Consider the following 24,960-nt stretch of genomic DNA (forward strand, 5'->3'; position numbering starts at 1 on the left):
TCACGTGAGCCGGGGCGCCTGCGCAGCGGGACCGACCGGCGAGCCGGCCCACCGGTGCGCAGGCGCGATCGACGCGTGCGGTCAGCCCGCTTTCTTGACGAACTCGGTGGTGTAGGTCTTGTCGAGGTCGACCTTGGCGTTCTTCAGGTTCGGATTGAAGGACTTGAGCACGCGCTCGACGGTGGCGGGGCCGTCCGCGGGCATGACGCCGTCCGTGGTGAACATGGGCAGCGTGCTCTTGATGGCCTGCGCGTACAGAGCCGTGCCGCCGCCCTGCGCGTAGTCGGCGGGCATCTTGGCCGCGATTTCGTCGGCGCTGTGCGTAGACATCCACTTCAGCGTCTTGACGAAGGCGTTGGCCAGCTTCTGGACGGTTTCCTTGTGGCTGTTCACCCACGCGGTCTGCATGTAGAGGCTGGAGGAGGGGTAGAGCCCGCCGAGCGCCTGCTTGGACCCTTCCGGGGTGCGCATGTCGATGAGAATCTTGCCGAGCTTCTTGTCCAGGATGGTGGCGACGGTCGGGTCGGTGGTCATACCGCCCTGGATGGAGCCTTGCTGGAGGGCGGAGATGAAGGTCTGCCCCGCTCCCACTGCGACGGGTGTGAACTGACTGGTCTGTACACCGCTGTTGACGGCGAGGTACTTCGTCAGGAAGTCGGTCGAGGAGCCGATGCCCGTCACTCCGAGCTTCTTGTCCTTGAAGTCCTTTGCCGACGTGATGTCGCCCGCCGCCTGGTTGGAGACGATCTCGACTTCGCCGGGAGCCTGTGAGAACTGGACGACCGACTCGACCTGCTTGCCCTTCACCTGAAGGTCGAGGGTGTGGTCGTAGAAGCCGACGGTGCCCTGCACATCACCGGAGACCAGGGCCGTCTCGGCCTGGACGCCCGCGGGCTCGGTCAGAAGCTGGACCGAGACCCCTTCGTCCTTGAAGTAGCCCAGGCGCTCGGTGAGCATCGCGGGCAGGTAGATGACCTTGTCGAGGCCTCCCACCATGATCTTGACCTTGACGTTCTTGTCGCCAGACGCGGAAGTGGAGTCTCCGCCACATGCGGTCAGAGTGGTCAGGGCGAGTGCGCCTGCGACGGCGGCGGCCGAGATCCGGGTGTATCTACGCATCAGTTTCACGTCCTTGTGAAGAAATTAACGGGATGGCGGGCGGTGTCAGCGTGCGGTGTCGGCGTCAGCGGGTTTCCAGCGGAAGAGCCGCTTCTCGAGGAAGGTCAGCAACCCTTCGGCCAGCAGCGCGACGATCGCCAGGATGACCATGGCGGCATAGACACCGGCGGCGTTGAAGGTGCCCTGGGAAGCGGCGACCAGCAGCCCGAGACCCTTGGTGGCGCCGATGTACTCGCCGACGATGGCGCCGATGAGCGCGAAGCCGAAGCTCACGTGCAGGCTGGTGAAGATCCATGACGTGGCCGACGGGATGACCACCTGGAAGGTGACCTGACGGTTGCTGGCCCCCAGGATGCGGGAATTGGCGACGAGGTTGCGGTCCACCTCCCTGGCGCCCTGGAAGGCGTTGAAGAAGACAGGGAAGAACACGAGGACAACCGCGGAGGCCACCTTCGAGGCGGGGCCGAGGCCGAACCAGATCAGAAAGATCGGGGCGAGCACGATGCGCGGCAGGGCGTTGAGCACCTTGATGTATGGGCCAAGGACATCGGCGGCGAAGCGGATCCGGCCCAGCGCGATACCTAGCAGCACACCTGCGATCACACCGATGACCCAGCCGAGCAGCGCTTCGTAGAGCGTGTACCAGATCTGCTCCCACAAGGAGCCCTGGGCGGTGCCGTCGACGACCCAGGTGCGGATCTGGTCCCAGATCTTCGACGGCATGGAGAAGTTGAACGGGTCAATGACCGCGGTCCGGGCCAGCCACTCCCACAACCCGATGACGGCGAAGAGCAGTACGATCCGGCTCCCGAGCACCAGGAACCTTCGGTTGCGGCTGGCCCGCGCTCTGGCCTGGGTCCGCTCGGTCTTGGTCACGGCGGCACTCGCGGTGATGGAATCAGGCGACATGGAGAGCACCCCTCTCGCGGGTGATGCGAACCTCTTCGCCGAGCGAGGACCAGATCTCCCGGTAGATCTCGAGGAACCGGGGCTCCAGACGCACCTGTTCGACCTTGCGCGGGCGGGGCAGGTCGATCTCGAAGACCTCCTTGACGGTGGCCGGTCCCGCGGTCATGACCACGACTTTGTCGGCCAGCGCTATCGACTCCTCCAGGTCATGGGTGACGAAGACGACGGAGGCGCCGGTCCCGGCCCACAACTCCAGCAGTTCGTCCGACATCAGGGCCCGGGTCTGCACATCAAGTGCGGAGAAGGGCTCGTCCATGAGCAGGATCTCGGGGTCGTTGACGAAGGTGGCCGCGAGCGCGACGCGCTTGCGCTGTCCCCCGGACAACTGGTGGGGATAGCGGTCCTCGAAGGAGGACAGGCCGACCCGGGCGAGCCACTCCCGGGCCCGTTCCTTCGCTTCGGGCTTCGGCACACCCCGGAAGCGGGGACCTGCCATCACGTTGGAGAGCACGGTGCGCCAGGGGAAGACCGCATCCTGCTGGAAGACGAAGCCGACCTTGTCGCCGATGCCGCGCACCGGTTCACCGGCCACCAGCACCTCGCCCTCGGTGGGCTCCTCCAGGCCGCTGACCAGGGTCAGCGTGGTCGATTTGCCGCAGCCGGTAGGTCCCACCACGGCAACGAACTCACCGCGTCCGATCGTGAGGTCCAGATCCCGTACGGCGGTGTGGAGCGCCCCCGACGGAGTCCGGAACGCTTTGCTCGCCCCCCGCAGCTCGATGGCGGGGCTCGTTTTGCTGTTCATGGGGCGGGACGCTAGGCGCGCCCCGGGCACGGCGGCACCCTTGCGCTCACAACTCCGGCTTCTGCCCATAACCCGCGGTTCTGCTCGTTCTGCTCACGCTCGCAGAACGAAAGCGCTACGAGGACTGGTCAGAGGCGGCAGCGAGGTTTACGTTGCGTTCACACAAGACAAAACGGAGCTTCGGGTTCCGAGCTGGCGGAAGGGCAGAGGACGAACGCATGCGGATTCACTGGCCCCGCCGTGTCTTCGCGCAGGTCCTGCTCACACAGGTGGCCATCACGACCGGGGTGGTCATGCTCGTCACCGGGCTCTTCCTTGCCCCGCTCAGCCACCAGCTGGACGACCAGGCGATGCATCAGGCCCTGTCCATCGCCCAGACCACTGCCGCCGAACCCGGGCTGGCGCACCACCTGACGAGCACCGAGCCCAGCCCCAGCGGCCCGGTACAGGCCGAGGCGGAGCAGATCCGGCACGCCACCGATGCGCTCTACATCGTGGTCATGGACACCCGCGGGGTCCGCTGGTCGCACACCGACACCCGACAGATCGGCAAGCACGTCTCCACCGATCCCAGCACGGCCCTGGCCGGCCGGGAAATCATGCAGATCGACAACGGAACCCTGGGCCGCTCCGCGCGCGCGAAGGTCCCCCTCCGCGACAGCCGCGGGACCATCGTCGGTGCCGTCTCGGTGGGCATGGCCTACGACAGCGTCCGCGAGCGGCTCCTCGGAACCATTCCCGGGCTTCTGCTCTACGCGGGGGCTGCGCTTGCCGCAGGTGTGCTTGCCGCCCTGGCCGTCTCGCGACGCATGCAGCGCGGCACGCACGGACTGGCCTTCGCCGACATCTCGGCGCTGCTGGACGAGCGCGAGGCCATGCTGCACAGCATCCGCGAAGCAGTTCTCGCCCTCGATGCCCGGGGCCGGATCCGTCTGCTGAACGACGAGGCGCAGCGTCTGCTGGAGCTGACCCAGGACGCCGTCGGACGTGCGCTGGGCGAGGTACTGCCCCCAGGACGTGCGGCAGAGGTGCTGGCCGGGCAGGTCGACGGCGCGGACCTGCTCACCGTCTGCAGGGGACGCGTGCTGATCGCCAACCGCATGCCGACCGGTGACGGCGGGGCTGTGGTCACCCTGCGCGACCGCACCGAGCTGGAGCTGCTCGGCCGCGAACTGGACTCCACGCACGGCCTTCTCGATGCGCTCCGCGCCCAGGACCACGAGCATGCCAACCGGCTCCACACCCTGCTCGGGCTGCTGGAACTCGGGAGGCACGACGCGGCGATGGAGTTCGTCACGGAGGTGGCCGATGGTCAGCGGGCGTCGGCGGAGCAGGTCGCGGAACGCGTCAATGACCCCCTGCTGTCCGCTCTGCTGGTGGGCAAGTCGGCCATCGCGGCAGAGCGGGGCGCATCGTTGCGCATCTCCCCCGGCACCCTGCTTCCCGACGTGGTGGTGGACCCGCGCGATCTGGTGACCGTCCTGGGCAACCTGATCGACAACGCACTGGACGTCGCTTCCGTCATCGAAGTCGAGCTCTTCGCGGAGGGCACCACAGCGGTCCTGCGGGTCAGCGACAACGGCCCTGGCGTAGCGCCCGATCTGCGCGAACAGATTTTCACCGAGGGCTGGTCCACCAAGGAGTCCCCCGCACATCGGGGCCGTGGGCTCGGCCTGGCACTGGTACGCCGTCTCGCGGAGCGTTACGGCGGCGTGGCCCGCGTCAGTGCCAGGGCCGGCGGTGGCTCGGTCTTCACCGTCGTCCTGCCCGAGACACTCGCTGTCCGGCAGCTGACCGAAGTGGGAGAGTTTCAATGATCGACGTCCTCGTGGTGGACGACGACTTCCGTGTGGCCGAGATCAACTCGGCGTACGTGGCCAAGGTACCCGGCTTCCGTGTCGTCTCTCGCGCGCACACCGCCGCGCAGGCACTGTCCGTGCTGGAGCGCGAACATGTCGACCTCATACTGCTCGATCACTATCTTCCGGACGAGACGGGACTGACGCTCGTACGGCGACTTCGCCAACGCGGGCACACGGCAGACGTGATCATGGTGACGGCCGCTCGGGATGTCGCGACTGTGCAGACCGCCATGCGCTACGGCGCCCTGCAGTACCTGGTCAAGCCCTTCAGCTTCGGCGGTCTGAAGTCCAAGCTGGAGAGTTACGCCGCCCTGCGCCGCACTCTCGCAGGCGTGGGCAGCGGCCGGGGCGAGGCCGGGCAGGAGCAGGTCGACCAGATCTTCGGGGCGCTTCGCACTCCGCAGGCCGCTGCCGCAGCCGGCCTGCCCAAGGGGCACTCCGCGCCCACCGCCGACGTCATCCGCCACGTCCTGTCGGCAGCCGACGAACCGCTGTCGGCACACGAGGTCGCTGTCCGCGCCGGCTTGAGCCGCTCCACGGCCCAGCGATACCTCAAGTATCTGGAGAGTGCGGGTCGCATCAGACTCAGTCTCAAGTACGGCGACACCGGCCGACCGGAACACCGCTACGCGTGGGCCAGGGCAAGCTGAGGAACGTACGGAGCTGAGGCATATGGCGCCATCAGCGGCTCTCGGATCGGTTGCGGTGCCGACGGAGATCACGCCGGACGGACCGACGGCCGCTACCGGTCAGCGGGGGCGCTACCGGAACCCAGTGCCCCTCCCTGCAGGCTTTGCTCCGTCGCGACGGGGCAAAGCCTGCAGGGAGGGGCACTGGGGCGTGTTTCGAGCCCACCGGTCACACGGGCAGGCGCGGCACGCTGTCGACCAGGCGACGTGTGTACGGGTGCGCGGGAGCACCCAGCACCTGTCCGGTTTCACCTTGTTCAACAATGCGGCCGCTCTCCAGCACGGCGGTGCGTTCGCACAGCGAGGCCACTACCGACAGGTCGTGGGAGACCATGACGAGAGTCAGGCCCTGCTCCTGCTTCAACTCGTTCAGCAGGTCGACGACTTTGACCCGGGTCGTGACGTCGAGTGCGCTGACGGGTTCGTCGGCGAGCAGCACCCGCGGGTCGCACACGGTCGCGCGCGCAATCGCAATGCGCTGGCGCTGGCCGCCGGAGAACTCGTGCGGATAGCGCTCGGCGGCGTCGGCCGGGAGTCCGACCCGTTCCAGGGCTTGGGCCACCTTGGGCGCGGCCGTGCTCCGGCTGTCGATACCGAGGGAACGCAGCGGTTCGGACACGATGCTGCCGACGCGCCGACGCGGGTCCAGCGACGAGTACGGATCCTGGAAGACACACTGCACACTGCGCCGGAAACGCCGCATCTGCTCACGGTCGCGCGGTTTCAGCTCGTCGCCGTCGAACCGGACAGTGCCGGAGGTCGCCCGGGCGAGCCCGAGCAGCAGCCGCAGCAGAGTGGTCTTGCCCGCTCCCGATTCACCGACGAGGGCAAGGCTGCGCCCGGTCTCGACGGTGAAGGAGATGTCCTCGACGACGGACGCGGTGTGTCCCCGGTAGGCGAAGGAGGCTCCGTTCAGCTCCAGTACAGGCGTCATCACGCGTTCCTCAGGTCAAGAGCCGATTCCAGCTGCCGCGCGCTCGCCACCAGCGCCTTGGTGTACTCCTCACGCGGCTCCCGCACGATCGTGCGGACATCGCCCTCCTCCACGGCGCGGCCGTCCTTCATCACCACGACGCGATCGGTGACCTTGGAGACGACTGCGAGGTCGTGGCTGACGAAGAGAACGGCCATGTCCCGTTCCCGTACGAGGGTGTCGAGCAGGTCGAGCATGTCGGACTGCACGGTGACGTCGAGCGCGGTCGTCGGTTCGTCCGCGATGAGCAGCTTCGGGTCGCATGCCAGTGCCATGGCGAGCGCGACGCGCTGCCGCTGCCCGCCGGAGATTTCGTGCGGGAAGGCGCGGGCGATGCGGTCGGGCGCGGGCAGCCGCACCTGCTCCAGCGCGTCCACGACGGCCCGCTTCAGCTCGGCGCCCCTCAGCCCTCGCCTTCTGCCCAGCGGTTCGGCGATCTGCCTGCCGACACGCATCAGCGGATCGAGTGCGGTGAGCGGCTCCTGGAAGACGATGGCGGCGTCCCGGCCGCGTACGCCGGTGAGCTGCTTCTCGCTCGCGCCCACGATCTGGGTGCCGGCGAGTTCGACCCCGCCGGTGGCCGTCATGCCGTCGGGCAGCAGGCCGAGCACGGCGAGGGTGGTCAGCGACTTCCCGGAGCCCGACTCTCCGATGAGGCCGAGTCGTTCGCCGGGTGCGATGGTCAGCGAGAGGCCGTCGACGAGCGTGCGCCCGTCTGCCGTACGGATCCCGAGGTCGCGCACGTCGAGGATGTTCATGCGCGCCTCCGTCGGGCCGCCGGGTCGAGGGTGTCGCGCAGTCCGTCGGCGATGAGGTTCACGCCGACGACGAGCAGGACGAGCAGGATGCCGGGGGCGAGCGCGCCGGCCGGGGCCGTGGTGAAAGTGGCCTGCGCCTCCTGGAGCATGCGGCCCCACGAGGCGTTGGGCGGCGGCGCCCCCAGACCCAGGTAGGACAAGCCGGCCTCGGCCAGCACCGCGAGCCCGAACTGAAGAGCCAGGTTCACTACGAGCGTCGGCCAGATGTTGGGCAGCACATGCCCGGCCACGATCCGCGGCCACGAGGTGCCGGACGTGCGCGCGGCCGTGATGTAGTCCTGCGCCACCACCCGCTTGACCAGGATCCGCACGAGCCGTCCCACGACCGCGCTCTGCGCGAGACCGATCGCCAGCACGGCCGACCCCAGTGTGGCCGAGTGGGCGGCGACGATGAGCATCGCCAGCAGCAGCGTCGGGAAGGCGATCAGGATGTCGAGGAACGCGGAGAGCGTGTCGTCCAGCCAGCCCTGGGCGAACGCGGCCAGCACCCCCAGCGTGACGCCGACCGCGGCCGCGATGAGGACCGAGCCCAGGCCCGCCTCGAAGGCGACCCGGGAACCGGTCATCAGCTGGGTGAACAGATCACGGCCGAGCTTGTCGGTGCCCAGCAGATGTCCCGCGCCGGGGCCCGTGAGCCGTCCGCCGGACGTGTCGTCGGCGGCGTACGGAACCCAGAGGGCCGAAACCAGCGCAAGCAGAGCGATCAGGCCGGCCAGTACGCATCCGACGCTCAAGGTGTACGAGCGCTTCGTCGGCTGCTTCATCGGGTACCTCCCGAAAGCCTGCCCCGCAGCCGCGGGTCGATGATCCGCTGCACGAAGTCGGCCGCGAAGCCGATGATCAGCACCGCGAGCGTGGAGACGAACAGCACGCCCTGGATCACCGGATAGTCGTGCTGTGCGATGCCGGTCGCGAGCAGGGAGCCGAGGCCGGGAAGCGCATACACCGACTCCACGACGACCGCGCCCAGCAGTGTGGACGCCAGCTCGATGCCGAGGATCGAGATCACCGGTACCGAGGCGTTGCGCAGCCCGTGCCGCCACATGGCCTGCCCGAACGACGAGCCCAGCGCTCGCGCGGTACGCAGATAGTCGCTGTCCAGTACGTCGAGCGTGGCCGACCTGACGTAGCGGATCAGCGAGGCGCTCATCACGAGTGCGATGGTGATGACGGGCAGGGCGAGTGAGCGGATCGCCTCGGCCGGCTGCGACCAGCCGTCCTGCGGGAAGCCGCCTGCGGGAAGCCAGCCTGCGTTCAGGGCGAACACGGCGATGAGAATCATCCCGAGCCAGAACACCGGCACGGCGATGCCCAGTTGGGAGACTCCACTGAGCAGCGCGCCGAACCAGGTCCCGCGCCGATGCGCAGCCACGAAGCCGACCGGGACGGCGATGAGGACTGCCAGGACGAACGCGGCGAGCGTGAGCGGGATGGTGACGTTCAGCCGCGAGCCGACCTCGGGCGCGACCGGCAGCGAGCTGACGAACGACGTACCGAGGTCACCGCTCGCCAACTGCCCGATCCAGTGGACGAACTGTTCGGGCAGCGGCTTGTCGGAGCCGATGGAGTGCCGCGCCGCCGCTATCTGCTCGGGGCCGGCGCCCACCGAGGTGAGCGCGTTGGCGGGGTCACCCGGCAGCAACCGCAGCAGCACGAACAGGACCACGCTCGCGAGCGCCAGCGACACCAGCAGGAAGGCGAGACGGCGAAGGAGATACCGCGCCATCAGCCCTTCTCGATGTCGTAGGCGAAGAACTGCGAGTTGAGACCGTTGACCGGGTACCCCGAGAGCTTGCTGTTCGCCACGACGATCTGCGGGTACAGGTACAGCCAGTCGCTGGCCGCGTCCTCAGCAGTCCGGCGGTTGACCTTCTTCAGCAGCTCGGTCTGCTCAGCCGTGCCGGAGGCCTGCTCGGCCTGTTCGACCCACTTCGTGACCTGCTTGTTGTCGTAGCCCCAGTAGAAGTCGGGGTTGCCGTACCAGACCAGGTCGCGGTCGTTGACGTGTTCCTGGAGCGTGGCCGTGAAGTCGTGGTTCTTGTAGACCTTCGTGTACCACTCGTCCGGCGTGATCGTGTTGATCTTGACAGTGATGCCGACCTTGGCGAGCTGCGACTTGATGAAGGTCGCCGCGGTCGGGTGCGGGTCGTAGTTCGGGGTGTCGAGGGTGAAGGTGAAGCCGTTCTGGTATCCGGCCTCGGTGAGCAGCTTCTTGGCGCGCGCGGGGTCGTAGCCGTTGACCTTGGTGAGGTCCTCGTACCAGGGGTCGGTGGGCGGAACCATCGAGCCGATGAGCTTGCCGTAGCCGCCCCAGACCGACTCCAGGAGCTTCTTGTCGTCGATGGCGGCCGAGACGGCCTGGCGGACCTTGACGTCCGTGAACGGTTTGGCCTTGTCGTTGAAGGCGAGGAGCAGCTTGGTCGTCGAATCGCCGTCGTTGACCTTGTAGTTCTGGTTGTTCTTGAACTGGTCGAGGGCGTCGGGCGACTGCTCGCTCGTGACGACGTCCACGGCGTTGGTCAGGAGCGCGTTGTTCAGAGCGGTCGCGTCCTTGTAGTAGTGGAAGACGACCTGCTCGTTCTTGGCAGCTTCACCCCAGTAGCCGGCGAACCGGTCGAGGCTGAGAGCGGAGCCGTGGGTCCACTTGTCCAGCTGGTACGGGCCGGTGCCGTCCTCGCTCGTCTTGAGGCCCTCCGCCGCGGAGTTGATGATCCACACGTAGGAGAGGTTGTAGACGAAGGAGATCGACTTCTTCGACAACTGGACCTTCACGGTGCGCGCGTCCGGTGTCTCCAGGGACTTGATGACCTCGAGATTGCTCTTGCGCGCGGACTGCGAGTCCTTGGCGATCACCTTCTCCAGGCTGTACTTGACGTCCTGGCTGGTGAGCTTCTTGCCGCTGTGGAACTTCACGCCGTCGTGGAGGGTGAAGGTGTACGTGAGTCCGTCGTCGCTGACCTTGTAGTCCTGGGCGAGCAGGTTCTCGACCTTGCCGTCGTCGGTGAGCTTGAACAAACCTTCGTACACATTGCCGTTGAGCGCCTCGGTGACGCCCTGGCCGCCGCCCGCGGTGTTGTCGAGATTCTGCGGCTCGTAGAGCGAACCGATGTTGACCGTGGCGTTCTTGTCGTGGCCCCCTCCGGCCGCGCCGCCCCCGTTGGAGCCCCCGCCGCAGGCGGTGAGGGTCAGGGCAAGGGCAGCGGCGGTCGCGCCGCCGTACAGGGAGGTCTTCTTGATGCTCATCAGGAGTATGCGCTTTCGTGCTGCGAGGCGGGAGTGCGAGGAGAGTGATCAGTGCTGCGCGAGGAAGCCGTCGCGGAAGACGGGGCGCTTCTCGCCGGCCTCGACGGGCAGGTGGAAACGGTTCTGCCGCGGCGGCATCGGACAGTTGTACTGGTCGGAGAATCCGCAGGGCGGCACGAAGGCGCGGTTGAAATCGAGAAGGACACGGCCTTCGCCGACGTGGGTGACGAAGAGGAAGCGCCCGGCGCCGTAGGTGGTGTCGCCGTTGGTGGGGTCACCGAAGACGAGCAGCAGGGTGCCGTCGTCGTCGAAGGCGCTCAGCGTGTAGTCCCGGCCGTCCAGGGTGAGCACGATGTCTCCGGGCACGGCGAGGTCGCGGGTGCCGCCGTTGTCCCGGATGTGCTCGAACCCGACCCGCCGGGCACCGGGCACCGGGGTGTACGAGGCCTGCAGCACCCAGGCCGGGTCGTACGGGAAGACATCGGTGTGATCGAAGTTCTGGATCGCGGGCGACTGCGCGTCCCAGAAGCGCAGACCGTGCTCGGGGCGGCCGGTGACGAAGTCGGTGCGCTCGACTGTGGTGACCGTCACCGTCTCCGGCTGTCCGGCACGGGCCGCATCGAGGTCGGGGCGCTCACCGGCGGGGGCCCAGCAGGTCTCGACGAGAGCGAGGTTCCCCGCGGGCGAAGTGACCGAGCGGCGCCGCTCGGCGCGCCATGCCTCCCAGTCCGCGGCGGGGTCGGTCGGCTGGTCCGGGACGGCGTGGGACACGGCTTTACTCATTCACGTAGACGATCGCTGACTGCCACACGTCGAATGTCACACTGCGTGAAGTTCAGCCCAAAGGACCTCCTTTATCTTCCATAAGGCGAGCTAATGTCAAGTGGGACTGCATAGTGAGACCGGGGCGAGAGCCGCAGGTCAGCCCAGCGATCGACAGGCAGGCATCGAATCCGAACCGCTGCCGATGCCACAGTCGGCCCCCGGCCGGCCGAATCGACAGCGCGCACAGACCGAGGGCGACCGGAGCCCCACGCTCGCCGATGCCGAACATGCCGGCCGCCTGCCGCCGTCCCCGCGTCCTTCCGACCAGGTCCCGCCATCCCCCGCGGCACGGCCGGATGCGACCTGGCCCCCGTCCGGCGCTCCTGCCGACGCGAATTGCACCATCACCTGACGCACCATCAAGAACCTTGCTACGGCGCTCCTTGGATGCGGGAGCAGCGTTCGGCGCGTGCGGCTCTCGCGCGGGCCCGGAACGCAGGCAAAGGAGTACGAGCGCAACGGGAGGCAGTCCCGCCAGGGAGACACCCCTTTCGAGGGGCGTCACGCATGCCGCCACCACCGGTTCGCAGCCGGGCGCACATCTCGCACCGCGCGAATCGCCCGCCGGGCCGGTGGACGCATGGCAGCGTTACTCGGCATGCGGCGTGCGGCCTGCCGAGTAACGCTGGTGCTGAGGCTGCTTGTCCCCTCGACCGGCAGCCTGCCAGGAAAGGGGTGGCAGCCATGTTCGCGAGGCTGAGCACCTATCAGGGTTCACCGGTTCCCGCGGAGGGAATCCTGACCGCGAACTGGGAAGCAATTCTCAGGCAGATCCGGGAAGTTTCCGGCTTCCGGGGCATGTACTACCTCGTCGACCGAGCCTCCGGGAAGGCCACGTCCCTGACTCTGTGGGATGACGAGCAGGCCATGCAGGCCAGCGAGGGCCGGGCCACCCGGCTCCGCGAGGAAGTCGCCCACAGGGAAGGCCAGCGGATCGTCTCGGTCGAGCGCTTCGAGGTGGGATTCGGCCACGTGGAGCCATAGCGGTCAGCGGTCCGGATGTCGACGACGCCGCACAATCGCCGGGCCGACGCTCACGGGCGACGGCACATGACAGGTTGCGCGAGCACCCGGATCCGTGCCCTGTCGCGGCCGATTCGGGATCCACTCCTTCTCCGACACATCCGGCGGGCGGCGCTGAGCCATTCGTGTTGTGATCGAAGACGGAGGGGCAACGCTGTCGAGGACGGAGGAAATCATGGCTGCCAAGCTGCGAGCGCGAGACATCATGTCCAGTGGCGTGCAGTGCGTCGGTGCGCACCAGTCGCTGCTCGATGTGGCGACAATGATGCGCGATCTCAACGTCGGCTGCCTGCCCATCTGCGGCGACAACAACAGGCTCACCGGCTTGATCACCGACCGCGACATCGTCATCACGTGCTGCGCCGAGGGAGTCGACCCAGCGACCGTGCAGGCCGGGTCTCTCAGCGCCAAGGTCCACTGGATCGATGCCGAAGCGGATGCCTCCGAGGTCCTGACGACCATGGAGGAACATCAGATCAAGCGGCTGCCGGTGATCGATGTCCAAGGCGGCCACCGCCTGGTCGGCATGATCACGGAGGCCAATCTCGCGAAGAACCTGAGCGACGAACAGATCGCCGAGTTCGCGAGCCGCGTGTACGCGACCGCGTAGACCGACCGGCACCTGGGGGGGTGGGAGTAGGAGCGGGGCTGGGTGCGTGCAGCTGCACGGCGGAGGATTGAGCCATGGCGGAGCCATGGTGATGGACGACGACGCGGCAGATGCGCGTGCCCAGCCCGCGACGCCGCCCCCATGTGCCGGGTCGGTCTTGGACGTCCGGTCAGTAGGACTGTCCGAAGGTGGCGTCGGCCAGCACGGAGCCGTCAGCGGCGAGCAGGCGGACGCTGGTGACCGGCGCCGTGCCGGCGGGGTAGGGCGCGCCCCAGGCGCCGTAGCCCTCCTTGCTGAGGGCGAAGGAACCGACCTGGAAGGTGGAGCCGTCGGCCCGTTGCAGCTCGCACCGGACAGTGCCGGAGTGCCCCCCGGCTTCCACCGCCATGTACAGCCAGGGCGACGCTCCGGTGTAGAGGAATACCCGCCCGCGCGACTCGCCCCCGTGGGCGAGTCGGGCGGTGAGCAGTTGATGCTGCACCGGAGAGACGATCGGCGCGACCGGGGCCGGACGTCCGACGGATGCGCCGAGCACCCAACCACCACCACCCAGGGCAAGGCCCGCCGCGACTGCCGCCGCAGCGAGGGCGAAGCGCCGCCACGGTACGCGCCGGAACGGCTGTCGCCCGGAGGGCAGTCCCAGCCGGTCGATCACCCTGCCCTCGAAGCCGACCGGCGGTTCGATTCCCGGAACCAGATCCAGCAGTGCGTCCGCCGTGGCCACCAGTTCGTGGACGTATTCGCGGCAGGCGGCACAGTGCTCCAGGTGGTCTATCGCCCCGGCCCGCTCCTTGGCGGGCAGCACGCCGAGCGCCAGCTCCGCACCGATCTCCCGGAGCTGCTCACAGCTGAATCCACGGGTCTCAGTCATCATGGTCCGCCTGCCTGGTCGCGAAGGACGCGCGGAGCTTGCCCATGGCTGACCTGATCCGGGTCTTGGCGGTACCGAGCGGGATCTTCTCGAAATCGGCGACCTGCTGAGCCGTCATCCCGTAGATGCCGGCCATCACCAGCGCACGTGCCTGATCGCGCGGCAGCGCGGCAACCGCTCGACGCAGTTCCGCTGCGGCTTCGGCGGAGAGCGCCTGCTGCTCCGGCGTGCTGGTGACAGTCTCCATCATGTTCTCCAGGTCCGTGGGGTCGACTGGAGCGGCCTTGCGGGCACGTACGGCGTCGATCGCAAGGTTATGTGCGATGGCCGCCAGCCAGGTGGGCACCGATCCCCGGCGCGGGTCGTAGACCTGAGCGTGCCGGCAGGCGCGCTCAAAGGTCTGCTGAGCGATGTCCTCGGCGAGCTGGACGTCTCCGACCACAGCGACGGCCACGCCGAAAACTCGGCGCTGGAACCGCCGAACGAAGGCCACGGCGATCTCGGGATCGCCGGTCATGAGGGCGGCCAGCAGCGCTTCGTCGGGCACCCGCTCCAGGGAAATGCCAATCCTGCGCATACTCCTTACGTAACACGAGCCCCCAGGGATTACCTCCGCCCGGCAGCCCTCGGCGCTGCCGAAGAGCCGGGACGGAACCCGCGTCGCGGCCCAGGTACCGAGGCCTCCTGGCGCGAACGTGCCACTCGACCCACCCGGACCCGGACCGGGCTGATCATGAACCCTTGGCCCGGCAGCACCGTAGGTAACAAAGGCACGCTCTTACGAACGACAGCGGCCGACCGGTCCCAGGACCGGAAGGCTTGGACGGCAACGGAAGCACCCCGGCGTGGCCGGGTCCGCAGCCCCTGCCAGAAGCACGGCGGCGTCGGCCGCCTCGGACCCCTGGAGTCGTGATGACGTCTCGCACGACCCACCTCGCACTGCGCGGGACCGCAGCGTTCTGCGCCCTGGCCAACGCGGTGATCCATCTCTCGCTGGTCCCTTCCCACCTCACGGAGATGCCCTACATCGGCATCCTGTTCCTGGTCGGCAGCGTGGTGATGCTCAGCGTCGCCGCAGGGCTTGTCCTTCAGAGGCAACCGCTCGGCGTCTGGCTGATCGGGGCAGCTACCAGCATCGTCACGGTCATCGGATTCCTGCTGTCTCGCACCGTCGGATTGCCGGACTATCGCGAAGCCGGCTGGGAGCCTCCGTACGGCGTCCTGTCCCTGGTGGTGGAAGGCATCTTCGTTCTCACCTTTCTGGCCTGGCTCAAGGAGGGCGGCGCCGAGCGGGTTGCGGATCTGCGGCCCCGAGGTGCTCCCCACATGAAGGCTCCGTCGGCGCGGTTGCCGTAAACGGGGATATAGCCCCGCTTCACCTTCGTCGCCTTCGCGGACTCCGCTCGCGCACGTGCAGATGTGCATATTTCTTCCCCTTTGCGAAGTTGTTACCTGTGCGGGTGGTGCACCCCTGAACGCGGTCGTAGCGTCGATACCGGAACAACCGTTGAGAAGAGGCCGGCAGCGCCGTCCGGCGTCTGCTCCGAAGGCGCGGATCGCGCCCCCGGGCGGACCAGGCGGTACAGGTAGACCAGATGGGCTCGGAGAGAGACGGCTGGGAGCGCACATGCAGAGACACAAGCTCAAGGCAGCGGTATTGATCTGTGCCGCGGCATCGCTCGCAACAGCGGTCGCACCGGCATCCGCTTCCACAGGGACACAGTCACCCGCCGACGTGGTGATCGTCGACTGCTTCTCGCATCCTCAAGTACGCCCGAACGAGTTCCTGATCGCCTGCGGGGATGGCAACAGCATCCTCACCGCACTCCGGTGGTCGGATTGGAAACCGAATTTCGCCGCGGGCCGCGGGCTCAACGTAGTGAACGACTGCCAGCCGTTCTGTGCCGCCGGCACGTTCCACCCCTACCCCGTGACCGTCAGGCTCGACCGCTCGGAGCCGCTGAACAAGAATCCTCACCAACGGCACTACACCCAGCTCCGCCTCGTCTTCACCGACAGCAGGCCCTCGGAGATGCCCAGAGTCGTGACATACCGGCTCTGGTCCTGACGCCCCATCCCCTGACCGGCCATCTGCCATGGCGCCTCTCGGACACGCCCCGAGGGGCGCCTTCCCGTTGCATCGGCGTGCCCCCTCCCCGGAGCCAACAGCCCGTCCGGGCACCGAGGCCTTCGTCCGGCGGAGAGACCCCGCCGAGCGGTGATCAAGCGGCCACTGGCATGAGCCGCGACTTTTCGCTCGGCCTGCCGTCAGTCAGAAGCCGGGGGCGCTGTCGTCGCGGCAGGTGACGCCAGGCCGCGTGTTCACTGACCACATGTGCGTGCACCGCGGACACTGGAGGTGAACGACCGGCCCCTTGGTGGATATCAAATAGCGCCAGTGATCAGCGCAGTTACGGCGGTCGGCGCAGGTCCCGCAATGGCGGGCGTCGTCGCAGACGGGGCAGGCCATCCAAGCGCGGCGGGAGGCGTCCGCCTGTGGGTCAATGGGCAGCTTCACGGCCCGGCTCCCGTCCTGGCAGGACACCGGCCGCCACCAGCAGGTCGTAGGTGCGCTGCTGCTCGGCGTCCAGGCCCGAGTAGAGGCGTGTGTACGCCTCATCCTCGCCTTGGAGAACGCTGACCGGGTCCCAGTCGGGCCCGAGTGCGGCCACGACCTCGGCCCGTCGCCGGGCTTCATCGAAGGTCAGATCGATCGTGAAGGGTATGAGATCGGTGGGATCTTCCTTGTTCATGGCGAAACTTCCGATGTGCTGGTGGAATCCCACATGTACCAGGCGACCACAGCAACGGGGAAGGGTGACCTAAGTTGCCCTGGGGCGACGCGGCGCCCGGCCCATCGGCAAGGAATCCTCGGATCGGCTGACAGGGGTGGGGCGTTGCCGGCACCAGAGCCCCGACGGCAGACACGGTCCGGGCACGGCACTGTGACGTACTTCATGGCCTGCCTCACGGAATGGGCCGCACCCCGGCCCTGGAGAGGCGGGCCCGACGGGCCGGGTCCGCGGGGCCGCTGTCGCGTTGCGGCCCGGCGGTCAAGGCCCTCGACACAGCGCCTGGCCGCGCACCGAGTGCGGAGCCCGGGGCGCCTGCCCCACCTGCCGACACCCCTCCCCGAGGCGGCCCTGCGGACTACGCCACCAGGCATGGCCCTGCGAGGGCGTGTTTCGAAAGTCCCGGCTGCCAGGCGACGCCCGGCCCGCCTTATGGGCGGACGACGCTACTCGCGAAACACGCCCTCGCCCCTCCCGGCACTAGACTTTCACGGCCGGATTCCCGCCGGGGCAGGACATCGAAGCCCACTCAATTGGTGCGGCACATACCAACGCCACCATGAGCAAGAGCTTGCATATGCAAGGAATATGTATCTATCTTGGCGCGTATGCAATCCTACACAATCGGGCAGGCGGCCCGCCTGTTGGGCGTGAGCCCGGATACCGCGCGACGGTGGGCGGACGCCGGCCGGGTGGCCACGCATCGCGACAAGGGCGGACGCCGGCTCATCGACGGCAAGGATCTGGCCGCCTTCTCGATCGAGGTCGCCAGGACCGGTGGTGGCGAGGAGGACGCCCCATACACCTCTGTGCGCAACGCCTTTCCGGGCATCGTCACCGCCGTCAAGCTCGGCGATGTCGCGGCCCAGGTGGAGATCCAGGCCGGGCCGCACCGGCTGGTCTCGCTGCTGACCCGGGAGGCCGTGGAGGAGCTGGGCCTGGAGGTCGGCGTGGAGGCCACCGCCCGCGTGAAGTCGACCAGCGTGCACATCGACCGCACCTGAGCGGACACGTACGGGCGGCGGCCATGAGTCACGCCTTCACCGAGCAGGAGTACGCCCCCGCACCGGCCAAGGCCCCGCCGTCGCCGTACGGCACGGAGAGCACCATGGCCATGCCGCGTCTCCTCAACTCCTTTGCAGGGCGCGGCGGTCGCAGCCGATGAGCGAGAGACCGTTCAGCCCCGGCCTTCGCGAACGCCCTGCGGGACGCCACCGGCGTGCGCTTCACGGAACTTCCGCCGTCCCGCGACCGGGTACGGCCGGCCCTGGACGCGGCGGGAGTGGCGGCTGCGCATCAACCGGGGACGAGCAGCCCCTCACGGAACTGCCGAAACCCCCCGCCGGTTCGCCTCGCCGGCGTCACGTCCACACCGCGTAGCCGCCGTCCACGCGTATCGCGCTGATGCCGCTGATGTGCCGGGCACCGCAGCGGTCCTGGGGCAGCACGAGCTGCGGGCCGGCCCCGTCGAGCGGGGTGTCGTCGATGCTGGCCGCAAGCAGGACGGGCGCACGGCCGAAGTCGGGGTCGATCTCCGCCCAGGACAGGACGGCGTGATGGCCGTCCGCGCCCGCCACGGCGATCAGGAAGCGCAGGCGGTCCTTGCGCCGGGTGGGGTCGAAGGCGGGACCGGCGTCGGACAGAACATCGTGCAGCAGCGGTCCTGCGAAGCAATGGTGCTGGATGCCGCTGGTGGCGCACTCGAAGCTCACCTGCACCCGTCGCTGGGGCCAGGCGAGCAGGTCGGACACCGTCAGCCGGGCCGGCCGCGCGAGGTCGCCGGTCAGGGCGACCTCGGCCACCGGATCGGCGGCCGGAAGGAAATGACTCACGGGCTACCACCCCCGGATGTCGATACCCGGGCAGCAGTGCTGTATAAACGCACATGCCCACCATCACCCGTAGACAGTCCAGCTCATGCGATGCCACAGATGACTTCCACCTCGTATCTGCGGCAGTATGATGTGCACATGCACACCTGCCGGATCGGGGAAGCAGCCGCCTTGATGTCAGCGCCGACCCACTGCGGCGCCGGACGCTGCGGACCGCACGTGACGAGCTGGGCCGGCGGATGATCCGCGGGCCGGAACCGGCTTCCTTCGTCCGGGACTTGCGCCTCGCCGAGCGGACGAACAACGGATCCCCGGCGCGCAACCACCTCGCCGGGACCGTCACCGACGTGATCCTCAAAGAGGTGTCGGCGCGGGTGGAGATCCAGGCCGGGCCGTTCCGGGGCGGTGTCCACCCTCAGCCGGGACTCGGCGGGGGACCTGACGCCGGAACACGGCGTTCCGGCGCTTGCCGTGCTCAAGTCGACCCACGTGGTCGTCAAGAGACCGCGGAAGAGTCCGACGGGCTCTTCCGGAAGAAACCAGAGGGAGTAGCCCCCGTGATGACCCGTTCCGCACGCCGGACCCGCCGGACCCTGCAGGTGGCCGGCGCAGGCGCCGCTGCGCTGCTGGCACTGAGCGCCTGCTCCTCGTCCGACAACTCCTCGGCCAAGCCGGACTCCTCGGCGTCCACCGGCTCGTCGAAGAAGCTCTCCGGCACGATGACCGTCTTCGCCGCCGCCTCGCTCAAGGAGAGCTTCACGACCCTGGGCAAGGAGTTCGAGAAGGCCCACCCGGGTACGAAGGTCACCTTCAACTTCGGCGGCAGCGACACCCTCGCCGCCAGCATCATCGGTGGCGCCCCGGCCGACGTCTTCGCCGCCGCCAGCCCGAAGACGATGGGAATCGTCACCGATGCGAAGGACGCGGTCGGCACGCCGTCCACCTTCGTGCGCAACCAGCTGGAGATCGTCACCCTGCCGGGCAACCCCGACAGGGTCTCCTCCCTCAAGGACCTCACCAAGTCCGGCCTGAAGGTCGTGCTGTGCGACAAGACGGTGCCGTGCGGGGCGGCCGCACAGAAGGCACTGGAGGCCAGCAAGCTCAAGCTCACCCCGGTCTCGTACGAGCAGGACGTCAAGAGCGCCCTGACCAAGGTGGAACTGAAGGAGGCCGACGCCGCCGTGGTCTACAAGACCGATGTGCAGGCGGCAGGTGACAAGGTGGAGGGCGTGGAGTTCCCCGAGTCCGCCGAGGCCATCAACGACTACCCGATCACGCTGCTCAAGGACGCGCCCAACGCCGACGCTGCGAAGGCATTCATCGCGCTGGTGCAGTCCGCCGAGGGCCAGAAGGTCCTGACGGCGGCCGGGTTCCTCAAGCCGTGACCGATCTGGACAGGTCCGGCGCCACGGACGAGCTCCTCATGGGTGGCGACGCCCGCGGGGGCCGGCCGCGGCGCCGACGCGTCCGCGCGGACGCCCGGGACAGGGTGCCTCTGCCTCTTCTGCTGCCCGCCCTCGTCGGGCTGGCGTTTCTGTCGCTGCCACTGATCGGCCTTCTCGTACGGGCTCCCTGGCGCACCCTGCCGGACCAGCTGACCAGCACGGAGGTGTGGCAAGCCCTTCAGCTGTCCTTGGTGTGCGCGACCGCGGCGACCGCGGTGAGCCTGGTGCTGGGCGTGCCGCTGGCCTGGCTTCTCGCGCGCACGGACTTCCCGGGGCGGGGTTTCGTACGGGCCCTGGTGACGCTGCCGCTCGTCCTGCCGCCGGTGGTGGGTGGTGTGGCACTGCTGCTGGCGCTGGGACGCAACGGTGTCGTGGGGCAGTGGCTGGACTCGGCCTTCGGGATCACGCTGCCGTTCACGACGGCGGGGGTGGTGGTCGCGGAGGCGTTCGTGGCGATGCCGTTCCTCGTCATCAGCGTGGAGGGCACGCTACGGGCGGCCGATCCCCGGTACGAGGAGGCCGCCACCACACTGGGCGCCTCCCGCTTCACCGCGTTCCGCCGGGTCACCCTGCCGCTGATCGCGCCGGGCATCGCAGCGGGTTCCGTGCTGGCGTGGGCCCGCGCGCTCGGCGAGTTCGGCGCGACGATCACCTTCGCGGGCAACTTTCCCGGCCGTACGCAGACCATGCCGCTGGCCGTCTACCTCGCCCTGCAGAACGACCCGGCCGCCGCCATCGCGCTGAGCCTGGTCCTGCTCGCCGTGTCGATCGCGGTCCTGGCCGGACTGCGGGACCGTTGGATGACGGCCTCATGACCCGAACCGCCCGTGAGCCACTCGCAGTCCGCCCCGGATCGCCGACACGCCGGACCGCCGACGCGTCCGTTCCTGTTCCCTCACCGCGAAACCGCTGGACGAACCCCTCATGACGGACATCGACGACGCCACGGGCAGCCTCCCCGCCACGGACGCAGCCGCCGCGGGCCTGGACGCCCATCTGGTCGTCAGCCACGGCCTCTTCCATCTCGACGTGGCCCTGACTGCCGCGCCCGGCGACGTCGTGGCGCTCCTCGGACCCAACGGCGCGGGCAAGACCACCGCCCTGCGCGCGCTCGCAGGTCTCACCCCGCTCACCGGCGGTCATCTGCGCCTCGACGGCGTCGCGCTGGACCGTACACCGCCCGAGTCCCGTCCGGTCGGCGTCGTCTTCCAGGACTACCTGCTCTTCCCGCACCTGTCCGCCCTCGACAACATCGCGTTCGGCCCCCGCTGCCAGGGCGCGTCCAAGGCCGAGGCACGCGCACAGGCCGCCGAGTGGCTGGACCGCATGGGCCTCGCCGACCACGCCGGCGCCAAACCCCGTCGGCTCTCCGGCGGGCAGGCCCAGCGCGTCGCCCTCGCCCGCGCCCTGGCCACCCACCCCCGGCTGCTGCTGCTCGACGAACCGCTGGCCGCGCTCGACGCCCGCACCCGTCTCGACGTACGCGCCCAACTCCGCCGCCACCTCGCCGACTTCGAGGCGGTCGCCGTGCTGGTCACGCACGATCCGCTGGACGCCATGGTGCTGGCCGACCGGCTGGTCGTCATCGAGCACGGCCGCCTCGTACAGGAGGGCACCCCTTCCGACATCGCCCGCCATCCGCGTACCGACTACATCGCCCAACTGGTCGGCCTGAACCTCTACAAGGGGCTGGCCGAGGGACACACTGTGCGGCTCGACTCCGGCCGGGCGATCACCACCGCCGAGGATCTCGCCGGCCCCGCCTTCGTCGCGTTCCCGCCCGGCGCAGTCACCCTCCACCGCGACCGGCCCACCGGCTCCAGCGCCCGCAACCTGTGGCACTGCCAGGTCACCGGACTCGAAACGCACGGCGACCAGATCCGCGCGGACCTCACCGGCGAGCTCTCCCTCGCCGCCGACCTGACCACGGTCGCCGCAGCCGAACTCGACCTCCATCCGGGAGCACCGGTCTGGGCCACGGTCAAGGCCGCGCAGACGCACGCATACCCAGCCTGACGCAGCGCTCGCCCCGGCCGGGGCCGGAGGCCCCGAACGCCAGGGAGCCGATCGATCGCGGCAAGGATCTCGACACCGTTGCGTGTCGGCCGTATGGGTCACCGGCTTGGTTGCCGGGGCAGACGGTGCTGCCTCAAGGCTGCGACGTCGTCACCGTCCCGCGCCCCGATCGCCCGGGCATGGACTGACGGCTGTTGCGCGCCACCGGCACAGCCCCCTCCCGGATCAGGCCCAGGCCACTCGTATGCAGTAGGGCGAGATCCGTGTGCAGCTCATCGCCGTCACCTTGGGCGGGATCGTGGATGAGGCATGAAATCGGGCAGCGAGTACGCCGCGCTCGCGCCGTCAGGCCTCCGGTAGCGGGGACCACCTGGCGCCGCCGAGAGCTACAGCCGCGCCACCGTGATCGAGTTCGAGTGGCAGCCCGACGGTGAACAGCAGAGACTGGGCAACGGTTGAGGAACTGGCCAACAGATCCCGACCTCAGAATTCCGGGTTACTCGCTCCGGCCATCGAAAGCGCGAGTATCAGGGCGCCGACCGTCATGGCCGATCGCGCTCGAATGTTCCTCAAGGAGCTCGCATGGAGGAGAAATCCGTCGACGTCCTGACGCCCGGGCCGGATGAATCTGCGATCGAAAAGCGCAGGTACACCGGCCCGAGGACTGGCATCGAGAGAGACCTCGCCGAGGTGCTGGCCGAGCTCATATGCGTCGAACGGGTGTCGGTCGACAGCCATTTCTTCGATGACCTCGGCGCCAACTCGTTGGTGATGGCCCAATTCTGCGCACGGCTCAGGAAGCGGACGGACCTCCCCTCAGCGTCGATGAAGGATATCTACCGGCACCCGACGATCCGACATCTGGCGACGGGGCTCGCGGACGCAGCACCCACCCCTGTCGAGTCGTCGGTCCCGGTATCGACCGAGGTGGTGGCCCCTGCCGGCACGGTGCGGTACGCCCTCTGTGGAACGCTGCAGTTCCTGCTTTTCCTGGGATATTCCTTCCTCGCCGGACTTGGTGCCGACCGAGGCTATGCATGGGTCTCCGCCGGCTCGGATGTGATCGGCATCTACCTGCGATCGTTCGTCTTCGGCAGCGTCGGATTCGTCGGCCTGTGCACCTTCCCGATCGTGGCCAAATGGCTCCTCATCGGCCGGTGGAAATCGCGCGAATTCCCGGTCTGGGGTCTGACGTATCTGCGCTTCTGGACCATCAAGGTGCTGATACACGCCAACCCGATGATCTTCTTCGTCGGCAATCCCCTGTACGTGCTTTACCTGCGAGCCCTGGGCGCACGGATCGGCAAGGGGGTCACGATCCTCTCCCGCAACGTCCCGGTCTGCACCGACCTGCTCACCATCGGCGCCGGCACGGTGGTCCGCAAGGACTCGTTCTTCCTCTGCTACCGGGCACACGCCGGCCGTATCCAGACCGGCCCGGTCACCCTCGGCCGCGACGTGTTCATCGGCGAGAAGACCGTGCTCGACATCGACACGTCGATGGGCGACGGAGCGCAACTCGGCCACACCTCCACGCTGTACAGCGGCCAGGTGGTCCCTGATGGCCAGCGCTGGCACGGATCACCGGCACAGCCCACCGAGCATGACTACCTGAGGATCGGGCCGGCCAAGTGCGGCACGCTGCGTCGGGCCGGCTTCGGTCTCATCACCGTGCTTCAACTGTTCTTCCTCTACCTGCCGCTGGCTGTCGGGGGCGCCTACATGCTGGTGACCCTGGTTCCGGCGCTGCACAACGGGCTGGGCCCGGGTGCTGTGGGGTTCACCTCGCCTGATCTCTACATCGACGCGCTGATCCTTTCCTTCGTGCTGTTCTTCGGCTTCGTCGTCGTGGGCCTTGCCGTCCTGTTCACCGTTCCGCGCCTGCTGAACCTGGCCGTCGAACCGGACAAGGTCTATCCGCTGTACGGGTTTCATTACTCGGTGCACCGGGCGATCGGGCACATGACCAACATCAAGTTCTTCGCATGGCTGTTCGGGGACAGCTCCTACATCGTCCACTATCTACGGGGCCTCGGATACGACTTGTCCCGAGTCGAGCAGACCGGGTCGAACTTCGGCACGGAAGTGCAACACGAGTCCCCGTTTCTGTGCTCGGTCGGCAGCGGAACGATGGTCGCTGACGGGCTCTCCATCATCAATGCCGAATTCTCGAGCACATCCTTCCGGGTGTCCCGGGCCTCGATCGGTCCGCGCAACTTCCTCGGGAACAACATCGCCTATCCCTCAGGGGCCAGGACGGGCGAGAACTGTCTCCTCGCGACGAAGGTGATGATTCCGCTCGATGGCGAGGTACGTGAGGGGGTGGGCCTGCTCGGCTCACCATGCTTCGAGATTCCCCGGTCGGTCGAGCGCGACTCCCGGTTCGACCACCTCCGGACCGGCGACGAGTTGCGCCGCAGCCTCGCGGCGAAGAACCGCTACAACATCCGCTCGATGGTCTTCTTCCTGCTCGTGCGGTGGCTGCACTTCTTCGTGCTCACGATGCTCGCCCTGGCGAACGCCAAACTGTACGACTCCTACGGGCATGTGCTGATCGCTGTATTCCTGGTGTTCAGCCTTGGGTTCACCGCTGTCTACTTCGTACTGGTGGAGCGCGGCATCGCGGCATTCCGCGCGCTCCGACCGCGGTTGTGTTCCATCTACGACCCGTACTTCTGGTGGCACGAGCGCCTCTGGAAGGTTCCTGACACGTACCTCAACGTCTTCAACGGCACCCCTTTCAAGAACGTGATCTGGCGGATGCTGGGGGTTCGGCTCGGCAACAGGGTCTTCGATGACGGCTGCTATTTGACGGAGCGGACGCTCACCACCATCGGGAGCGACTGCACGCTCAATGCGGGAAGCAAGATCCAGTGCCACTCCCAGGAGGACGGCACCTTCAAGTCCGATCGCAGCACCATCGGCGCCGGCTGCACCATCGGTGTGGGAGCACACGTCCACTACGGCGTGACGATGGGCGACGGCGCCGTACTCGCCCCGGACTCCTTTCTCATGAAAGGCGAGGAAGTCCCGCAGCACGCGCGCTGGGGAGGAAATCCCGCCGCGGAGACGCGAGATGCCCCTGATCAGCCCGAGGCACTGTCGCGGAAGGCGTAGCGCCGCCCTTG

The 24,960-nt window shown here is 68.1% G+C and carries 26 protein-coding genes; 12 read left to right on the forward strand and 14 right to left on the reverse strand.

Going from position 1 to position 24,960, the window contains the following annotated elements; translation table 11 throughout:
- Positions 1-81: 81 nt before the first annotated feature.
- From AB0N06_RS13515 to AB0N06_RS13525, 3 genes are read right to left on the reverse strand one after another with little or no spacing between them, the layout of a single operon-like run.
- A complete protein-coding gene (locus AB0N06_RS13515) occupies positions 82-1,119 on the reverse strand; it encodes an ABC transporter substrate-binding protein (protein WP_366134828.1) in 1,038 nt (345 codons plus the stop codon).
- Between the two features lie 45 nt (positions 1,120-1,164).
- Positions 1,165-2,028, reverse strand: coding sequence for an ABC transporter permease (locus AB0N06_RS13520; protein ID WP_366134829.1), 864 nt, complete (start codon positions 2,026-2,028; stop codon positions 1,165-1,167).
- Positions 2,018-2,833: an ABC transporter ATP-binding protein gene (locus AB0N06_RS13525; RefSeq protein ID WP_366134830.1), complete on the reverse strand. Its 816-nt coding sequence runs from the start codon at positions 2,831-2,833 to the stop codon at positions 2,018-2,020. The genes AB0N06_RS13520 and AB0N06_RS13525 overlap by 11 nt, the downstream gene beginning before the upstream one ends.
- Before the next feature lie 218 nt (positions 2,834-3,051).
- Between AB0N06_RS13525 and AB0N06_RS13530 the strand changes: the two genes are divergently transcribed.
- Positions 3,052-4,650: a sensor histidine kinase gene (locus tag AB0N06_RS13530; RefSeq protein ID WP_366134831.1), complete on the forward strand. Its 1,599-nt coding sequence runs from the start codon at positions 3,052-3,054 to the stop codon at positions 4,648-4,650.
- Positions 4,647-5,345 carry a response regulator gene (locus AB0N06_RS13535; protein ID WP_366134832.1) on the forward strand — a complete coding sequence of 233 codons (699 nt, stop codon included), beginning with the start codon at positions 4,647-4,649 and terminating at the stop codon, positions 5,343-5,345. Before AB0N06_RS13530 ends, AB0N06_RS13535 begins: the two co-directional genes overlap by 4 nt.
- A gap of 208 nt (positions 5,346-5,553) precedes the next feature.
- On the opposite strand, the gene AB0N06_RS13540 is transcribed toward AB0N06_RS13535, so the two are convergent.
- The 6 genes from AB0N06_RS13540 to AB0N06_RS13565 are packed head-to-tail and all read right to left on the reverse strand — an operon-like array spanning position 5,554 to position 11,201.
- The gene (locus AB0N06_RS13540; RefSeq protein WP_366134833.1) at positions 5,554-6,318 is read right to left on the reverse strand and encodes an ABC transporter ATP-binding protein; all 765 of its coding nucleotides are present in this window, start codon (positions 6,316-6,318) and stop codon (positions 5,554-5,556) included.
- Positions 6,318-7,115: an ABC transporter ATP-binding protein gene (locus tag AB0N06_RS13545; protein WP_366134834.1), complete on the reverse strand. Its 798-nt coding sequence runs from the start codon at positions 7,113-7,115 to the stop codon at positions 6,318-6,320. Before AB0N06_RS13545 ends, AB0N06_RS13540 begins: the two co-directional genes overlap by 1 nt.
- Positions 7,112-7,939, reverse strand: a complete 828-nt coding sequence (locus AB0N06_RS13550; RefSeq protein WP_366134835.1) for an ABC transporter permease — start codon at positions 7,937-7,939, stop codon at positions 7,112-7,114. Before AB0N06_RS13550 ends, AB0N06_RS13545 begins: the two co-directional genes overlap by 4 nt.
- The gene (locus AB0N06_RS13555; protein ID WP_366134836.1) at positions 7,936-8,901 is read right to left on the reverse strand and encodes an ABC transporter permease; all 966 of its coding nucleotides are present in this window, start codon (positions 8,899-8,901) and stop codon (positions 7,936-7,938) included. The genes AB0N06_RS13550 and AB0N06_RS13555 overlap by 4 nt, the downstream gene beginning before the upstream one ends.
- Complete coding sequence (locus tag AB0N06_RS13560; protein WP_366134837.1) at positions 8,901-10,418, reverse strand: ABC transporter substrate-binding protein; 1,518 nt, start codon at positions 10,416-10,418, stop codon at positions 8,901-8,903. The genes AB0N06_RS13555 and AB0N06_RS13560 overlap by 1 nt, the downstream gene beginning before the upstream one ends.
- A gap of 48 nt (positions 10,419-10,466) precedes the next feature.
- The gene (locus tag AB0N06_RS13565; protein ID WP_366134838.1) at positions 10,467-11,201 is read right to left on the reverse strand and encodes a DUF1684 domain-containing protein; all 735 of its coding nucleotides are present in this window, start codon (positions 11,199-11,201) and stop codon (positions 10,467-10,469) included.
- A 726-nt stretch (positions 11,202-11,927) separates the two neighbouring features.
- Here AB0N06_RS13565 and AB0N06_RS13570 point away from each other — a divergent pair.
- Both AB0N06_RS13570 and AB0N06_RS13575 read left to right on the forward strand, forming a co-directional pair.
- A complete protein-coding gene (locus AB0N06_RS13570; protein ID WP_366134839.1) occupies positions 11,928-12,227 on the forward strand; it encodes a hypothetical protein in 300 nt (99 codons plus the stop codon).
- A 214-nt stretch (positions 12,228-12,441) separates the two neighbouring features.
- A complete protein-coding gene (locus tag AB0N06_RS13575; protein WP_366134840.1) occupies positions 12,442-12,876 on the forward strand; it encodes a CBS domain-containing protein in 435 nt (144 codons plus the stop codon).
- A gap of 169 nt (positions 12,877-13,045) precedes the next feature.
- Here the strand turns inward: AB0N06_RS13575 and AB0N06_RS13580 are convergent, their stop codons facing one another.
- Both AB0N06_RS13580 and AB0N06_RS13585 read right to left on the reverse strand, forming a co-directional pair.
- On the reverse strand, positions 13,046-13,747 hold the full coding sequence (locus AB0N06_RS13580; RefSeq protein WP_366134841.1) for a hypothetical protein: 702 nt from the start codon (positions 13,745-13,747) through the stop codon (positions 13,046-13,048).
- On the reverse strand, positions 13,740-14,324 hold the full coding sequence (locus AB0N06_RS13585; protein ID WP_366134842.1) for an RNA polymerase sigma factor: 585 nt from the start codon (positions 14,322-14,324) through the stop codon (positions 13,740-13,742). Before AB0N06_RS13585 ends, AB0N06_RS13580 begins: the two co-directional genes overlap by 8 nt.
- 335 nt (positions 14,325-14,659) lie before the next feature.
- Here AB0N06_RS13585 and AB0N06_RS13590 point away from each other — a divergent pair, with 335 nt between their 5' ends.
- The gene (locus AB0N06_RS13590) at positions 14,660-15,103 is read left to right on the forward strand and encodes a hypothetical protein (RefSeq protein ID WP_366134843.1); all 444 of its coding nucleotides are present in this window, start codon (positions 14,660-14,662) and stop codon (positions 15,101-15,103) included.
- Between the two features lie 271 nt (positions 15,104-15,374).
- The gene (locus AB0N06_RS13595) at positions 15,375-15,815 is read left to right on the forward strand and encodes a hypothetical protein (RefSeq protein ID WP_366134844.1); all 441 of its coding nucleotides are present in this window, start codon (positions 15,375-15,377) and stop codon (positions 15,813-15,815) included.
- A 204-nt stretch (positions 15,816-16,019) separates the two neighbouring features.
- On the opposite strand, the gene AB0N06_RS13600 is transcribed toward AB0N06_RS13595, so the two are convergent.
- Complete coding sequence (locus tag AB0N06_RS13600) at positions 16,020-16,265, reverse strand: hypothetical protein (RefSeq protein WP_366134845.1); 246 nt, start codon at positions 16,263-16,265, stop codon at positions 16,020-16,022.
- Positions 16,249-16,500: a DUF6400 family protein gene (locus tag AB0N06_RS13605; protein ID WP_366134846.1), complete on the reverse strand. Its 252-nt coding sequence runs from the start codon at positions 16,498-16,500 to the stop codon at positions 16,249-16,251. Before AB0N06_RS13605 ends, AB0N06_RS13600 begins: the two co-directional genes overlap by 17 nt.
- 647 nt (positions 16,501-17,147) lie before the next feature.
- Between AB0N06_RS13605 and AB0N06_RS13610 the strand changes: the two genes are divergently transcribed.
- Complete coding sequence (locus tag AB0N06_RS13610; protein WP_358863288.1) at positions 17,148-17,543, forward strand: helix-turn-helix transcriptional regulator; 396 nt, start codon at positions 17,148-17,150, stop codon at positions 17,541-17,543.
- A 23-nt stretch (positions 17,544-17,566) separates the two neighbouring features.
- The gene (locus AB0N06_RS13615) at positions 17,567-17,704 is read left to right on the forward strand and encodes a hypothetical protein (protein ID WP_366134847.1); all 138 of its coding nucleotides are present in this window, start codon (positions 17,567-17,569) and stop codon (positions 17,702-17,704) included.
- Between the two features lie 196 nt (positions 17,705-17,900).
- Here AB0N06_RS13615 and AB0N06_RS13620 read toward each other — a convergent pair whose 3' ends face one another.
- The gene (locus AB0N06_RS13620) at positions 17,901-18,371 is read right to left on the reverse strand and encodes a molybdopterin-dependent oxidoreductase (protein WP_366134849.1); all 471 of its coding nucleotides are present in this window, start codon (positions 18,369-18,371) and stop codon (positions 17,901-17,903) included.
- A 560-nt stretch (positions 18,372-18,931) separates the two neighbouring features.
- Here AB0N06_RS13620 and modA point away from each other — a divergent pair.
- From modA to AB0N06_RS13640, 4 genes are all read left to right on the forward strand, one after another.
- On the forward strand, positions 18,932-19,756 hold the full coding sequence (modA, locus tag AB0N06_RS13625; protein WP_366134850.1) for a molybdate ABC transporter substrate-binding protein: 825 nt from the start codon (positions 18,932-18,934) through the stop codon (positions 19,754-19,756).
- Complete coding sequence (gene modB / locus AB0N06_RS13630) at positions 19,753-20,631, forward strand: molybdate ABC transporter permease subunit (protein ID WP_366134852.1); 879 nt, start codon at positions 19,753-19,755, stop codon at positions 20,629-20,631. Before modA ends, modB begins: the two co-directional genes overlap by 4 nt.
- Positions 20,632-20,740: 109 nt before the next feature.
- Positions 20,741-21,832, forward strand: a complete 1,092-nt coding sequence (locus tag AB0N06_RS13635) for an ABC transporter ATP-binding protein (protein WP_366134853.1) — start codon at positions 20,741-20,743, stop codon at positions 21,830-21,832.
- 582 nt (positions 21,833-22,414) lie between these two features.
- Positions 22,415-24,949 (forward strand): Pls/PosA family non-ribosomal peptide synthetase, encoded by a 2,535-nt coding sequence (locus tag AB0N06_RS13640; protein WP_366134854.1) that lies wholly within the window; start codon positions 22,415-22,417, stop codon positions 24,947-24,949.
- The last annotated feature ends 11 nt before the right edge of the window (positions 24,950-24,960 follow it).

The organism is Streptomyces sp. NPDC051020 (assembly GCF_040683105.1).
Classification (GTDB): domain Bacteria; phylum Actinomycetota; class Actinomycetes; order Streptomycetales; family Streptomycetaceae; genus Streptomyces.